Origin of the sequence: Mycolicibacterium houstonense, from assembly GCF_900078665.2 — a bacterium.
GTDB classification, from domain to species: domain Bacteria; phylum Actinomycetota; class Actinomycetes; order Mycobacteriales; family Mycobacteriaceae; genus Mycobacterium; species Mycobacterium houstonense.
The window spans coordinates 105,969-119,938 of the sequence record NZ_LT546207.1 but is presented as its reverse complement, the minus strand read 5'-3'; the positions used below and the strand labels follow the sequence as shown (position 1 = coordinate 119,938).

Annotated in this window: 13 protein-coding genes; 5 read left to right on the top strand and 8 right to left on the bottom strand. The window is 67.7% G+C overall.

Annotated elements, in window-relative coordinates; all coding sequences use genetic code 11:
* Positions 1–47 precede the first annotated feature (47 nt).
* Entirely contained in the window at positions 48–638 is a 591-nt protein-coding gene (locus BN4332_RS00630) for an SRPBCC family protein (RefSeq protein ID WP_066896171.1), read from the top strand.
* On the opposite strand, the gene BN4332_RS00625 is transcribed toward BN4332_RS00630, so the two are convergent.
* The 6 genes from BN4332_RS00625 to BN4332_RS00600 all read right to left on the bottom strand — a co-directional run bounded on the left by BN4332_RS00625 (position 639) and on the right by BN4332_RS00600 (position 6,629).
* Complete coding sequence (locus tag BN4332_RS00625; protein WP_066896168.1) at positions 639–1,100, bottom strand: RidA family protein; 462 nt, start codon at positions 1,098–1,100, stop codon at positions 639–641.
* Positions 1,097–1,822: a GntR family transcriptional regulator gene (locus BN4332_RS00620; protein ID WP_066896165.1), complete on the bottom strand. Its 726-nt coding sequence runs from the start codon at positions 1,820–1,822 to the stop codon at positions 1,097–1,099. Before BN4332_RS00620 ends, BN4332_RS00625 begins: the two co-directional genes overlap by 4 nt.
* 101 nt (positions 1,823–1,923) lie before the next feature.
* A complete protein-coding gene (locus BN4332_RS00615) occupies positions 1,924–2,829 on the bottom strand; it encodes an arginase family protein (RefSeq protein ID WP_066896162.1) in 906 nt (301 codons plus the stop codon).
* Positions 2,829–3,602 carry an HAD-IIA family hydrolase gene (locus BN4332_RS00610; protein ID WP_066896159.1) on the bottom strand — a complete coding sequence of 258 codons (774 nt, stop codon included), beginning with the start codon at positions 3,600–3,602 and terminating at the stop codon, positions 2,829–2,831. Before BN4332_RS00610 ends, BN4332_RS00615 begins: the two co-directional genes overlap by 1 nt.
* 134 nt (positions 3,603–3,736) lie before the next feature.
* Positions 3,737–5,122: an aspartate aminotransferase family protein gene (locus tag BN4332_RS00605; RefSeq protein WP_066896156.1), complete on the bottom strand. Its 1,386-nt coding sequence runs from the start codon at positions 5,120–5,122 to the stop codon at positions 3,737–3,739.
* Positions 5,123–5,135: 13 nt separating this feature from the next.
* Positions 5,136–6,629 carry a CoA-acylating methylmalonate-semialdehyde dehydrogenase gene (locus BN4332_RS00600; RefSeq protein ID WP_066896153.1) on the bottom strand — a complete coding sequence of 498 codons (1,494 nt, stop codon included), beginning with the start codon at positions 6,627–6,629 and terminating at the stop codon, positions 5,136–5,138.
* Positions 6,630–6,740: 111 nt separating this feature from the next.
* Between BN4332_RS00600 and BN4332_RS00595 the strand changes: the two genes are divergently transcribed.
* Complete coding sequence (locus BN4332_RS00595; protein WP_066896150.1) at positions 6,741–8,342, top strand: PucR family transcriptional regulator; 1,602 nt, start codon at positions 6,741–6,743, stop codon at positions 8,340–8,342.
* An 8-nt stretch (positions 8,343–8,350) separates the two neighbouring features.
* Here the strand turns inward: BN4332_RS00595 and BN4332_RS00590 are convergent, their stop codons facing one another.
* Together BN4332_RS00590 and BN4332_RS00585 are read right to left on the bottom strand one after the other, a co-directional pair.
* Positions 8,351–9,757 (bottom strand): acyl-CoA synthetase, encoded by a 1,407-nt coding sequence (locus BN4332_RS00590; RefSeq protein ID WP_066896147.1) that lies wholly within the window; start codon positions 9,755–9,757, stop codon positions 8,351–8,353.
* A 36-nt stretch (positions 9,758–9,793) separates the two neighbouring features.
* Entirely contained in the window at positions 9,794–11,158 is a 1,365-nt protein-coding gene (locus BN4332_RS00585) for an SLC13 family permease (RefSeq protein WP_066896144.1), read from the bottom strand.
* 137 nt (positions 11,159–11,295) lie between these two features.
* Here BN4332_RS00585 and BN4332_RS00580 point away from each other — a divergent pair, with 137 nt between their 5' ends.
* The 3 genes from BN4332_RS00580 to BN4332_RS00570 are packed head-to-tail and all read left to right on the top strand — an operon-like array spanning position 11,296 to position 13,967.
* Positions 11,296–12,036, top strand: coding sequence for an IclR family transcriptional regulator (locus BN4332_RS00580; RefSeq protein WP_066896141.1), 741 nt, complete (start codon positions 11,296–11,298; stop codon positions 12,034–12,036).
* 49 nt (positions 12,037–12,085) lie between these two features.
* Positions 12,086–12,472, top strand: coding sequence for a DUF2237 family protein (locus BN4332_RS00575; protein WP_066896138.1), 387 nt, complete (start codon positions 12,086–12,088; stop codon positions 12,470–12,472).
* 19 nt (positions 12,473–12,491) lie between these two features.
* The gene (locus BN4332_RS00570) at positions 12,492–13,967 is read left to right on the top strand and encodes a protein adenylyltransferase SelO (RefSeq protein WP_066896135.1); all 1,476 of its coding nucleotides are present in this window, start codon (positions 12,492–12,494) and stop codon (positions 13,965–13,967) included.
* Positions 13,968–13,970 lie beyond the last annotated feature (3 nt).

The following is a 13,970-nucleotide window of genomic DNA, read 5'->3' as shown; positions in this document are numbered from 1 at the left end:
CCATCGGGACGCACAACCGAACAACACAATCGAGGAGTGGCACCACCATGCAGCTGATCAATGAGTTCTCGGTCGATGCGCCCCTCGACATCGCCTGGGCGACACTGACCGACGTACCTCGGGTGGTCGAGTGCATACCCGGCGCAGAACTCGAAAGTCGTGACGGTGACGACTATCGCGCCAACGTCGCCATCAAGGTGGGACCGGTCGGACTCACCCTCTCGGGCCTGGCAACCGTCGTCAGCCGCGACGACAACTCCCATGAGATGGTGGTTCGCGGGCAAGCCCGCGATCGCAGGGGTAACGGCTCCGCCGAAGCAACCGTCACCATGTCAGCCTGCGAACGGGGCTCCCGCACCGAGGTCACCGTGCGTACCGATCTCGAACTCGGTGGACGCATCGCCCAGTTCGGCAGCGGCGTCATCTCTCAGGTGAGCAACCGCATCATCGGGCAGTTCGTGCGCAAGCTCAACACGATGATCGTCGGCGCCGATGAGGCCAAGCCCGCGTCAGCGGCCGCAACCACCTCAGCGCGACGTCGCACTGATCAAAATGATTGGTATGCAATCGCGTTGACCGCCTTGGCGGGAATCGCGCTGGGCTTGGCGATCGGACGCACCGCTGCGCGCCTGGCCTGATCAGTCGCGCACAGTTGCGACGAGCTCGAGCTCCACACACGCTCCCCCAGGCAGCGAGGCGACCCCGATGGCTGTGCGGGCGTGCGCCCCACATCCTTCGCCGAATACGTCGAGCAACAGCTCCGACGCCCCGTCGATCACACCGGGATGGGCATCGAAATCGGAAGTGGCCCGCACGTATCCACGCAGGTGAACCAACGCAACGACCTCATCCAGACCGGCGGCGGCATCGAGCGCCGCCACGAGGTTGAGGGCCGCCAGCCGGGCCTGAGCCGTCGCCTGCGCAACCGTGACATCGTCACCGACCACCCCCACCGCCCCGGGATCATCCGGGCGCCGCGAGGTGGTTCCGGAGATCCACAGTTGGTTGCCGCAACGCCGGCTCGGAAAATAGGTCCCTTTTGGCTGCGCCGGCACCGGAAGCTCGATTCCCAACGAAGCCAAGCGCTCCCGCGGTGTCACTCGTCGGATTCTTCGTGGCCGAACACCGTGTGCAGATGATCGATGGCATGCATGCGGTGCTGATGATTCAAGGCGACGACCCGGTCGATGTCGCGCGCGGCCATCGCCTCGACCAGCAACACATGCTCACTGTTGACCTGGTCGAGATCCATCAGGTGCGCATACATCGGACGATAGGCGTCGGCGGTGTTCCACAACTGGGTGACGATGCGCTTGGTGCGCGCCATTCGGCTCGCCTCGAAGGTCAAGAAATGAAACTGCCGGTTGGCCAGACCCACCGCGATCAGGTCTCCGCTGGCGGCCGCACCGTCCATCACGGCCATCTGCTCACGCATGGCGTCGATGAGCTCATCGGTGACGGCCGGCATGGCATCGCGGATGAGTTCAGCCTCAAGGATGTCCCGGATCCGGAACACCTCGACGAGTTCGTCGAGCCCTAGTTGAGCGACGCGGTAGCCGCTGTGCGGCACATAGGTGATGTATTCCTCGGCCTCAAGCGTTTTCAGCGCTTCACGAATCGGAATACGGGACATTCCGAACTGCTCGGCCAGGCTCTCCTGAACGATCCAGCTGCCGGGCGCGAGCTTGCCGCTCGTGATGTCCCGGCGCAGCGCCTCGGCTACCGCTTGCTGAGCCGTCTTGGGCCGAACGAAGTCCGAGCGCGCTCCGGCGGCGGAGTCGGATGCGGCGGCTGTCCGCCGGGTGGCTGTTCGCGGTGGCATCAGGTCTCGCTTTCGCTAATATTGGATATTCTATGCGATCAACCGGTCGCAATTCCATCTCCGCTCACATTGCGGCGTTGCGGCTCAGCCAATACTTCGCCCTAGGGCGCCAGCGCGGCCCTGGCAAATTCGACGACCTGACCGGCGCCCGCCGATGACGGATCCTGGTCAGGGTCATAGATCGCCACGCTGCACCCGATACACCGCGTGCCGGTATTGCGCAGGCCCAGGACGAGTTCGGTGAGCTGACGCCAGGTCAGGCCGCCGGGCTCGTCGGGCACATCGGGCAGTCCCTGGGCCGGAAACTCGGCCGGATCCAGCACGTCGAGGTCGATGTGCAGCCACCAGCTCTCCGTATGACGCGTGAGGTGCCCCATGGCCCGACGACCGACGGCGTCCGGATTGCGCGCCACCTCGGCCAGCGGCGCCAGCCACACGCCGCAGTCGGCGAGGGTGCCGACGTTGAACTGCCGCCGCCAGTTGTCGTCGCGGGGGCCCAGCACCACCAGCAACTCGCGCCGGAGTGCGGGCAGCTGACTGGCCAGCGGGCCGGTGATCGTGCGTCCGGTCAATCCGAGGAGCAATCCGATCTCAGTGTTCGCCGCCTCTCCGTCCTCGGATACGTCCAGCGGCATCGTGTCCTCGTGGCCGTCGATGAAAACCAAACCGACGTCCTCGGCGTGGTCGCGCAGCCCGGTTGCGATGCCCAGCAGAGTGGAACAATCACCGCCGTACACCACCGGGAACCGCTGGGCCACCAATGCATCGCGCACCCTGTCGTGGAGTGACGCCGTCATGGCAAGTAGTGCGGGCTCGTTGATCAAGCCGGTCGACGGTCCACGCCCGGTCTCGGGTGCGGGCAGGTCAAGATCGTCGGCCCGGACCACGCGTTCAGCACCAAAAGCGTTGAGCAATCCAGCATCTCGCAGCGCCTGCGCGGCCCGCGCCTGGTTGCCGCGACGACCATAACCGTCGAACGGAACCCCGATCAGCCCGACGGAAGTCATCAGATCAGTTCGATGGCTTCGGCGATCGAGGGCAGCACCCGGCTGGGCCGGAACGGATAGCGCTCGATGTCTGCCACCGACGTCGAGCCGGTGAGCACCAGGATGGTTTCCAGCCCGGCCTCGATCCCGGCCACCACATCGGTGTCCATCCGGTCTCCGACCATCACGGTGTTCTCGGAGTGCGCCTCGATGCGGTTGAGCGCGCTGCGGAACATCATGGGATTGGGCTTGCCGACGAAGTAGGGATCGCGGCCGGTGGCCTTGGTGATCATCGCGGCCACCGACCCGGTCGCGGGCAGCGGTCCCTCCGCCGACGGGCCGGTGACGTCGGGGTTGGTGGCGATGAACCGGGCGCCGCCCAGGATGAGCCGGATGGCCTTGGTGATCGCCTCGAACGAATACGTGCGGGTCTCCCCCAGCACCACGTAGTCCGGATCGATGTCGGTCAGGGTGTAGCCGGCCTCGTGCAGCGCGGTGGTCAAGCCGGCCTCACCGATCACGTAGGCCGAGCCGCCCGGTTGCTGATCACCGAGGAACGCCGCGGTGGCCAGGGCCGAGGTCCAGATCGAGGCCTCGGGCACGATCAGGCCGGAGCGCGCCAGCCGGGCCGCCAGATCACGCGGCGTGAAGATCGAGTTGTTGGTCAGCACCAGGAACGGCCGTTGTTTGTCGGCCAGGGTCTGGAGGAATTCGGCGGCCCCCGGCAGCGCGTGTTCTTCGCGCACCAGGACGCCGTCCATGTCGGTTAGCCAGCACTGGGCAGGTGGACGCACACCCTCAGTGTCTCAACTCGGCGTGCGGATCACTCGGCAACGAGGTTATCCGCAAAACGAAACTGCGCCCAGGGACGGGAAATCGGTGATTCTTGTCCCTGAGCGCAGTCTCAGTGCAGACAAGCCGTCAGATATCAGCTGGTGTGCTGATCGGCGACGTCCAGCGCGGAGTCCAGGATCGCCAGACCCTCGCGCGCCTCCTCTTCGGTCACGTTGCACGGCGGCACCACGTGAATGCGGTTGAAGTTGGCGAACGGCAGCAGGCCGTTGGCCTTGCACGCACCGACCACGGCGTTCATCGCCGGGCTGGAGCCACCGTAGGGCGCCAACGGCTCCCGGGTCTCCTGGTTGGCGACCAGTTCGACGGCCCAGAACACACCGGCACCGCGAACCTCACCGACGCTGCGGTGCTTGGCGGCCAGCTCGGCCAGGCCGGGACCGATGACCTCGGCACCGATCTTGGCCGCGTTCTCCACCATGCCTTCGTCGGCCATCGCATTGATGGTGGCGACGGCGGCCGCGGTGGCCAGCGGATGCCCGGAGTAGGTCAGCCCGCCCGGGTAGGGGCGATGCGCGAACGTCTCGTAGATGGCCGGGCTGATCGCCACGCCGCCGAGCGGCACGTAACCGGAGTTCACGCCCTTGGCGAAGGTGATCAGATCGGGCACCACGTCGAAATGCTCGATGGAGAACCACTTTCCGCTGCGCCCGAATCCCGCCATCACCTCGTCGGCGATGAACACGATGCCGTAGCGGTCGCAGATCTCCCGCACCCCGGCCATGTATCCGGGCGGGGGAACCATGATGCCGGCCGTACCCGGAATCGACTCCAGGATGATCGCGGCGATGGTGGCCGGACCCTCCATCTGGATCAGCTTGTCGAGGTACTCCAGCGCGCGCCGGCTTTCCTGTTCCTCGGTCTCGGCGTAGAACGACGAGCGATACAGAAACGGTCCGTTGAAGTGCACGATGCCGGCGTTGCCGCGGTCGTTGGGCCAGCGCCGCGGGTCACCGGTCAGGTTGATCGCGGTGTCGGTGCCACCGTGGTAGGCGCGGTAGCGCGACAGCACCTTGTAGCGGCCGGTGTGCAGCCGGGCCATGCGGACCGCGTGCTCGACGGCATCGGCGCCGCCATTGGTGAAGAACACCTTGTTCAGCTCGCCGGGGGTGCGCTCGGCGATCAGCCGGGCGGCCTCCGACCGGGCCGAGTTGGCGTACTGCGGGGCCACCGTGCACAGCTTGGCCGCCTGTTCGGCAATGGCGGCAACAACTTTCGGGTGCTGATGCCCGATGTTGGTGTTGACCAGCTGGCACGAGAAGTCCAGCAGGCGGTTACCGTCGCCGTCCCACACGTACGAGCCCTGTGCGGCGGTGATGGTCATCGGCGAGATTTCCTCCTGGGCCGACCAGGAGTGGAACACGTGCGCGCGGTCGAGTTCATAGGCCCGCGCGGCCTCGGCCTTGGCCGCCTCGACGGTCAGCCCGTTGGGCAGCACGGCAGGCTCTTGAGTCACAGTCATGGCTGAAATTCTCTCACTTGTTCTCGGGGAAGCCGAGGTTGATGCCACCGTGGCTGGGGTCGAGCCAGCGGGTGGTGATGGCCTTGGTGCGGGTGAAGAAGTGCACGCCTTCGGTGCCGTGCGCATGGCTGTCACCGAACAGCGATGCCTTCCAGCCGCCAAAGCTGAAGTAGGCCATCGGAACCGGGATCGGCACGTTGATGCCGACCATGCCGACCTCGACCTCGTTCTGGAAGCGCCGCGCGGCGCCGCCGTCGTTGGTGAAGATCGCGGTGCCGTTGCCGTAGGGGTTGTTGTTGATCAGCTCGAGAGCCTCGTCGTAGGACTCCACGCGCAGCACCGACAGCACCGGTCCGAAGATCTCGTCGGTGTAGACGCTCATCTCGGGCGTGACATTGTCGAGCAGGGTTGGGCCCAGCCAGAATCCGTCGGCTCCGCCGTTGGCGATCACGGTGCGACCGTCGACCACGACCTTGGCACCATCGGCCTCGCCGGCATCGATGTAGGAGGCCACCTTGTCGCGGTGCACCTTGGTGACCAGCGGCCCCATGTCCGAATCCTTGGTTCCGTCACCGGTTTTGATGGTGGCGGCGCGCTCGGCGATCTTGGCGACCAGCTCGTCGGCGATCGGGCCGACGGCCACGGCGGCCGAGATGGCCATGCAGCGCTCACCCGCCGATCCGAAGCCGGCGTTGACCATCGCGTCGGCAGCCAGGTCCAGGTCGGCATCGGGCAGGATCACCGCGTGGTTCTTGGCCCCGCCCAGGGCCTGCACGCGCTTGCCCGCGGCGGTGGCGGTGGCGTAGACGTACTGGGCGATCGGGGTGGACCCGACGAAGGAGATCGCCTTGATCTTCGGGTTGGTCAGCAGTTCGTCGACCGCGGTCTTGTCACCCTGCAGCACATTGAACACACCGTCGGGCAGACCGGCCTCGGCCCACAGCCGGGCCATCCACAGTGAGGACGACGGATCCTTCTCGGACGGCTTGAGCACCACGGTGTTGCCCGCGGCGATGGCGATCGGGAAAAACCACATCGGCACCATGGCGGGGAAGTTGAACGGCGAGATGATGCCGACCGGCCCCAGCGGCTGCAGTACGGAATGCACGTCGACGTTGGTCGAGGCGTTCTCGGTGAACCCGCCCTTGAGCAGACTCGGGATGCCGCAAGCGAATTCGACAACCTCCAGGCCCCGGCTCACCTCGCCGAGCGCATCGGAGAGCACCTTGCCGTGCTCGGCGGTGATGAGCGCGGCCAGCTCCTCCTTGCGGGCGTTGAGCAGCTCTCGGAACGCGAACAGCACCGAGGTGCGCTTGGCCAGCGAGGTGTCGCGCCAGGCCGGGTAGGCCGCCACGGCGGCGTCGATCACCGCGCGCGCGTCATCCACGCTGGCCAGGGCGACCTCACCGCTGACGGCGCCCGTCGCCGGATTGGTGACCGGGGCGGTGGCGGTCGACGTGCCGGCAAAGACCTTGCCGTCGCGCCAGTGCTGGATGACATTGCTCATGGGTGCGAACCTTCCTGTGGCGGTGGGTGTGGGTCCTACTTTGAGGCACGCCCGACACCGTCAGCCGCATCATCTTGTAATCCTGATTGACTGCTTCTTTACACTTTGTAAATGATCCCGACCGTGCGCGATGTCCTCGATCTGCCGGTGGTGCAGGCCGGAGAACCCGAGGTGCTCAGCGCGCAACAACTGGACCGCCCGGTGCGCTGGGTGCACGTCAGCGACATGCCCGACCTGGCCGGGCTGCTGCAGGGCGGCGAGCTGGTGCTCACCACGGGGGCCGCACTGCGCGATGCGCCCAGCGATTACCTACGACGGATGCAGCGCGCCGGCGTCCTGGGCGTGGTGGTCGAACTGGGCACCCGCATCGACTCGCTACCGGGCAGCGTCGGCGAGATGGCCCAGACCCTCGGCCTGGCGTTGGTGGTCCTGCACCGGGAGACCAAGTTCGTCGAGGTCACCGAGGCGGTGCACCGGCTCATCGTCGCCGACCAGTACGAGGCGCTCGAGTTCGCCCACCGCACCCATCAGACCTTCACCGAGCTGAGCATGAAACGCCCGTCGTTGGCCGACATCGTGCGCGCCGCCGCCGAGATGATCGACGAAACCGTGGTGTTGGAGGACCTGTCCCGTCAGGTGCTGGCGATCTCGCCGCGCAATGAACCGGCCACCACCGTGCTCACCGACTGGCAACGCCGCTCCCGGGCCATGACCGAACCGTGGGCCACCACCGCCGTCGGGCCCCGGGCCGAGGAGTGGGGCCGCCTCATCGTCCCGCACGCACCGGCCGCCCCGGCCAAGACCAAAATGGTGCTGGAACGCGCCGCCCAGGCATTGGCCCTGCACCGGATGGCCGAGCGTGGCCGGTCCGGTCTCGAACACCAGGCCCAGAGCGGTTTGATCGACGACGTTCTCGGCGGGCGCATCGCCGACGATCGTGATGCCGACGCCCGCGCGTTGGCCCTCGGGTTGCGGGCCGGCGGCCCCTACCTGCCCGCGACCGTGCGGGTGGGTGCGGCACCCGAACGGCTCGACCCGGTCGGCACGCAACGCCGCAACATCCGGATCCTCGACGCGGTGACCCACACCGTGAAATCCCAAGGGCACAGCGCGATCTGCTCCATCCGGCGAGACGGCGAGATCGGTTTGGTGATGGCACTGAACACCCGGCGCGGACTCAGCGCCGATGCCGCACTGACGCGTCTGGCAGATGGTTGGCGCGAGACCATCGCCCGCGGCGGTGACGCCGACAAGGTCGTCATCGCCGTGGGCGCGAGCGCCGGGGCGTTCGCCGACGCGGTACACGGCCTGCGCGAGGCCGCCCACGTCGCCGAGGTCGCGGCGTCGATGCCGGACCTGCGGCGTCCGTTCGTGCGTGCCTCCGATGTCCGGCTGCGCGGCCTGATCACCCTGCTGCTCGACGATCCGCGGGTGCAGACGTTCGCCGAGACCGAACTCAAGGCCCTACTGCTGCACGACGCCGCCCACGGCACCGACGACGTGGCCGTGCTGCGCGGCTACCTGCAGCTCGCCGGCAACAAGTCCGCGCTGGCCAAACAGCTGCACATGAGCCGCCCGGCGCTGTACAGCCGGCTCGCCTCGATCGAGCGCCGCCTCGGCGTCAACCTCGACGACGGTGAGTCCATGACCTCGCTGCACGTGGCCCTGCTGGTGCTCGACGCGCAGCGCAGCACCGATCCGGCCGCACGCTAGCCGTCCACTCACCCGGTCAGGAGCTTCTTCTGCACCTTGCCCATGGCATTTCGGGGCAGCTCGCCGAGAAACACGACCTCACGAGGCCGCTTGTGCTGCGAGAGCGTCTGCGCCACGAAGTCGATGAGGGCGTCGGCGAGCTGGACCCGGTTCGATTCATCGGTGACCACGTACGCCACAAGCCGTTGCCCCAAATCGGCATCGGGTTGTCCGACGACGGCGGCCTCGCGCACCGCCGGATGTCCGAGCAGGGCGGTCTCCACCTCGCCGGCTCCGATTCGGTAGCCGCCGGACTTGATCAGATCCACCGATTCCCGGCCGACGATGCGGTGGAATCCCGACGCGTCGCGGGTGGCGACATCGCCGGTCATGAACCAGCCATCGTCGGTCCAGGCCGCCGCGGTGGCCTCCGGTCGATTGAGATACCCGTCGAACAGCATCGGGCCGCGCACCTGGAGCCGTCCGATGCTGGCGCCGTCGTCGGGCACATCCTGGCCCTCCTCGGTGCGCAACCGGGTCTCGACCCCGAGGACCGGTTGCCCGACCGAACCGGGCCTGCGCTCCCCGGCGGCGCGGGTGGACAAGGTGATCATGGTTTCGCTCATGCCGTAGCGCTCGATCGGGGTACAGCCCGTGAGCTCGGCGATGCGATGGAACACCGGAGTGACCAACGGCGCGCTGCCCGAGACCAGCAGGCGGGCGCCGCGCAACGCACGTGCCGATGACTCGTCGGCGGCGATGCGCGACCAGACCGTCGGGACACCGAAGTACATCGTGCCCGCCGCGGCGGCATAGCGCTCCGGTCGCGGCTTGACCGTATGGACGACGCGGGAGCCGATCCGCAGCGAGGCGAGCACGCCGAGCATCAGCCCATGCAGATGGAACAACGGCAGACCGTGGGCCACGGTGTCCTCGGGCGTCCATTGCCAGGCCTCGGCGACGGCGTCGATACCGGCCGCCAGCGCCCGGTGAGTCAGATTGACGCCCTTGGGTGCACCGGTGGTTCCCGAGGTGTACAGGATCATCGCCACCGCGTCGGGTGACGGCGCGCCGTGCGGTCCGGCAGGCCCGTGCCCGGCGACCGGTACCGCGGGCAGATCGGACTCCGGATGCGGCGGCCCGGCCCAGCAGGTGACGCCGGCATCGGTGAGCATGTGCCGCAGCTCGGCGGGACCGGAGTCGGGCGGGACCGGCACCACCGGCACTCCGGCGAGCAGACAACCGACAACCGCCACGACGGTGCCCAGCGTCGGCTGGGCGAACACCGCAACCGGGCCACCGTCGGGCAGGGCGCCGGCCAGTGCGCACGCCGCGTCGTACAGTTCCGCCCGCGACATGCGCTGCTCGCCCACCGTGATCGTGGCGCCGGTGTCGACCGCACCGGCCCCGGATGGGTCAAGAGACGTCAAAAGCATTTCAGGGCAATTCCTTTCATCAATGATCGAGCCCACTCAGAACACCGTGCCCGGAAGGACCAGGGCGCCGACGAGCAGAACCGGCCCGATGACCACCATCGACAGCCCCCAGCGCATCAGCAGCCGGGTCATGCGGGGTCGCTGCGCTTCGTCGACGGTGGTGGCCACCAGCGTCGCGCCGACGGTGGAGAACGGCGAAACGTCGACGATCGACGCGCACACCCCGAGCGCGCACATCAGCGCCCAACCCGGGATGCCGCCGGCGGCCACCAGCGGCAGCGCGAGCGGCACCAGCGCGGCCAGCATGCCGGTGGTCGAGGCGAAGGCCGAAACCAGCCCGGCCACAAGACAGATGAACAATGCGGCCAGTAGCGGCACCCCGATGTGCCCGGCGAAATCCCCGAGGAGATCGACCGCACCCAGCTTGTCGAGCACGCCGACGAAGGTGATGATGCCGCCGACCAACAGAACCGTCGACCAGTCGATCCGCGGGATAGCCTTGTTACCGGAGGCCGGGTCGATGAGGGTCAGCACCGCGCCGAGCGCGAAGGCGAGCACGCCGATATCGGGGTCGGCGCCCACCAGCGACAGGCCGATCACCGCACCGATCAGCCCGATCATCGCGACCACGGTGGCAATCTGATGAGGCGTGAACGGCTTGCGATCCGCATCCGGTGTCAGATCCGCATCCGACGCGCCGCCGGTGGATCCGCCCCGCGACGCACCGCGCGTGCCGCCGCCGACGGCCACCAGCCGGTCGTCGGCGGGCAGGGAGATCGCCTGCGCGTCAACGGAGTTCCGGCGCAGTAGTTTCAGGCCGCCGAACAGGACGTAGGCGGCCGCCAGCAACACCAGGTTGACCACGAGCGCCACGCCGAACAACAGGAACGGGCTGAGGTCGATGCCGGCCTCGTGCGCGGTGCCGTAGGTGACGATGCCGAACAGGCTGGTGGGCGCGAACGCCCCGGCGCTGAGGCCGGTACCGATCGAGAGCGCCATCAGCGTGGGATCGATCACGCGTTTGTCGGCCACCATCATCCCGATCGGCGCCATCACCAGGCCGCCCAGCGGCGAGCCCATCGCGGAGATGCCGGCGGTCAGCAGGAAGAACACCACGGGCAGCAGCACCGTCCGGTGACCGACCTTGGCCAGGGTGACCTCGATGATCCGGTCGATGGTGCCGTTGGCGTGGGCGATACCGAAGAAGTACGTCACCCCGACCAAGAGGACCAGGATGCTCACCGGGAAGCCGTCGATGATGTCGTCGATCGGCATCCCGGCCAATCCGAGCCCCACCCCGCACGCCGCGGCGAACATCAACACGCCGAGATGCGCGTTGCGCCATGCCGAAACCGCGAAGACACCAACGAAGATCGCCAGCGCCAGCAGCTGAACTGTCATTCCATCGCCTTTCGAAACGTTGAGCTACGCTTCCCAACTGGTCCACTGTGTGGCACAGTGGTCTACAGAATGAACCAGTGCGGGTAAGCTAGCTCACATCCGCGCCGCGGGTCAATATGTGAAGCCGAGGAGGGCGCATGTCGACGAACAGCGTGGTGTCCGCGTTTCAGGTGCTCGAAGCCGTCGCACGGATGCAACCCGTGGGCCTGTCCGAGCTCACCCGCGCCGTCGGGCTGCCCAAGAGCACCGTGCAACGCTGCCTGCTCACCCTGCACGAGATCGGCTGGCTGCGGCCCACCTCGTCACAACCCACCCGGTGGAACCTGACCTACCGCGCGTTCTCCGTCGGCAGCCGGGCCGGCGACCAGCAGCTGATGCGCGAAACCGCGCTCCCCTACCTCAACCAGCTACAGCTCGACACCACCGAGACCATTCATCTCGCCGCGCCCGACGGCCCGGAGTTGGTCCTCATCGAGCGCCTGGACACCCCACATCCGCTGCGCGCGTTCATGCCGTTGGGATCACGAATTCCGTTGCACGCCTCGGCAACCGGCATCGCGTTCCTCGCCGCCAGCACCGACGACTACGTCGCGAACTACCTGTCGCAGCGCCTGTTGCCACAGACCGAACACACGATCACCGATCCGGACCGGTTGAGCGAGACCATCGAATTGGTGCGGACGCGTGGCTACTCGGTGAACGAGCAGGGACTCAACACCGGTATCACCGCGATCGGCGCCAGCATCCTCAACGCACAACGCGAACCCATCGGCTCGGTCTCGATATCGGGCCCGAGCAGCAGGATCACCTCCGACAAATTCGACATGTTCGGCTGCGCGGTGCGTGACACCGCGCAGCGCATCCATGCGGCATTGTGAAGGCAATGGTGAAGGCACGGGACAGACCTTCAGGAGAGGCGGTGACGCGATGGCCGATCGCAACGTGCTCGGTGGCCCGCTCGAGGAGTGCGGCACCGACCCGCTCACCGGGTTCTACCGCGACGGATGCTGTTCGACCGGCGACGCTGACATCGGCAGGCACACCATCTGCGCCGTCGTCACCGCCGAGTTCCTGGAACACCAGCGGTCGATCGGTAACGACCTGTCCACCCCGGCACCACAATTCCGGTTTCCCGGCCTGACCCCCGGCGACCGCTGGTGTGTCACCGCGGTGAATTGGCTGCGGGCCCACGAAGACGGCCAGGCCGCTCCGGTGGTGCTGGCCGCCACCCATGAACGCACCCTCGACCTCGTACCACTCGACGTCCTTCGCCAGTACGCGGTCGACGTGCCCGACGACCTGGGCAGCCTCTGACCCTCCGTAGGCTCGAAACGTGAGCGTCGCACCCGACACGACCGGGCCCTCCCACGGCGGACTGGACAACCGATTCGCCCGCGACCTGCCCGAGATGGCCGTCGCATGGCAGGCCGAGCCTGCTCCCGCACCGCAGCTGCTGGTGCTCAACGAGACGCTGGCCGCCGAGCTCGGACTCGATGCGGCCTGGCTGCGCAGCCCCGAGGGGCTCGGCCTGCTGTTGGGCACCGTCGTCCCCGACGGAGCCACCCCGGTCGCCCAGGCCTACGCCGGGCACCAATTCGGCGGATTCGTCCCGCGCCTGGGCGACGGCCGCGCCCTGCTCCTCGGCGAGCTCGCCGGCCCCGATGGCGGCCTGCGGGATCTGCACCTCAAAGGATCGGGACGCACCCCGTTCGCCCGCGGCGGCGACGGCCTGGCCGTCGTCGGGCCCATGCTGCGCGAGTACATCGTCAGCGAATCCATGCACGCCATGGGTATTCCCACCACCCGGTCACTGGCCGTGGTGGCCACCGGGCGTGAGGTCCGGCGCGAGACCCTGCTACCGGGTGCGGTGCTGGCCCGGATCGCGCGCAGCCATCTGCGGGTCGGCAGTTTCCAGTACGCCGGCCTGCACCCTCAGGCCACCGGGGATGGCGGGCTGTTGCGGCGGCTGGCCGACCACGCCATCGCCCGCCACCACCCCGCCGCGGCCGACGCCGACAACCCGTACCTGGCGCTCTATCAGGCGGTGATCTCGGCTCAGGCCACGCTGCTGGCCCAGTGGATGCTGGCCGGATTCGTGCACGGCGTGATGAACACCGACAACATGACCATCTCGGGCGAGACCATCGACTACGGGCCGTGCGCCTTCATGGAAAGTTTCGATCCCGCAACGGTATTCAGCTCTATCGACCATGGCGGCCGGTACGCCTACGGCAATCAACCCACCGTGGCCGCCTGGAACCTGGCCCGCTTCGCCGAAACCCTGCTACCACTGATCGCCGAGAACGCCGAGGACGCCATCGAACCGGCCACCGAGGCGCTGCACGGCTTCGGCCCTCAGTTCGACGCGGCCTGGACCGCCGGCATGCGGGCCAAACTCGGACTCCCGGTCGACGTCGACGTCACCACCGCCAAAGCCCTCATCGAGGACATCCTGACGCTGCTGCAACAGCACCGGCTCGACTACACCTCGGCGTGGCGCATCCTCGCCCGCGTCGCCCGCGGCGGCGATGCCGGGCCACTGGACCGGCCGGGATTCGACGGGTGGCGGGAGCGGTGGCTGGCGCTGAACCCCGACGCCGACGCCATGGATCGAGTGAACCCGATCTACATCCCCCGCAACCATCTGGTGGAAGAAGCCCTGCAGGCGGCCGGTGACGGCAACCTCGACCCGTTCGAGCACCTCATGCGGGCGCTCGCGGCGCCCTACGACGAGCGCCCCGGCCTGGACCGGTATGCCGTCCCCGCACCCGACGACTTCGGCCCGTACCGCACGTTCTGCGGAACCTGAAGC

What these genes read in the sequence shown, in the direction of transcription:
- BN4332_RS00630 (WP_066896171.1), top strand. Translation starts at nt 48, where the DNA reads ATGCAGCTGATCAATGAGTTCTCGGTCGATGCGCCCCTCGACATCGCC.
- BN4332_RS00620 (WP_066896165.1), bottom strand. Translation starts at nt 1,822, where the DNA reads ATGCCACCGCGAACAGCCACCCGGCGGACAGCCGCCGCATCCGACTCC.
- BN4332_RS00615 (WP_066896162.1), bottom strand. Translation starts at nt 2,829, where the DNA reads ATGACTTCCGTCGGGCTGATCGGGGTTCCGTTCGACGGTTATGGTCGT.
- BN4332_RS00605 (WP_066896156.1), bottom strand. Translation starts at nt 5,122, where the DNA reads ATGACTGTGACTCAAGAGCCTGCCGTGCTGCCCAACGGGCTGACCGTC.
- BN4332_RS00600 (WP_066896153.1), bottom strand. Translation starts at nt 6,629, where the DNA reads ATGAGCAATGTCATCCAGCACTGGCGCGACGGCAAGGTCTTTGCCGGC.
- BN4332_RS00595 (WP_066896150.1), top strand. Translation starts at nt 6,741, where the DNA reads ATGATCCCGACCGTGCGCGATGTCCTCGATCTGCCGGTGGTGCAGGCC.
- BN4332_RS00590 (WP_066896147.1), bottom strand. Translation starts at nt 9,757, where the DNA reads ATGCTTTTGACGTCTCTTGACCCATCCGGGGCCGGTGCGGTCGACACC.
- BN4332_RS00585 (WP_066896144.1), bottom strand. Translation starts at nt 11,158, where the DNA reads ATGACAGTTCAGCTGCTGGCGCTGGCGATCTTCGTTGGTGTCTTCGCG.
- BN4332_RS00580 (WP_066896141.1), top strand. Translation starts at nt 11,296, where the DNA reads ATGTCGACGAACAGCGTGGTGTCCGCGTTTCAGGTGCTCGAAGCCGTC.
- BN4332_RS00575 (WP_066896138.1), top strand. Translation starts at nt 12,086, where the DNA reads ATGGCCGATCGCAACGTGCTCGGTGGCCCGCTCGAGGAGTGCGGCACC.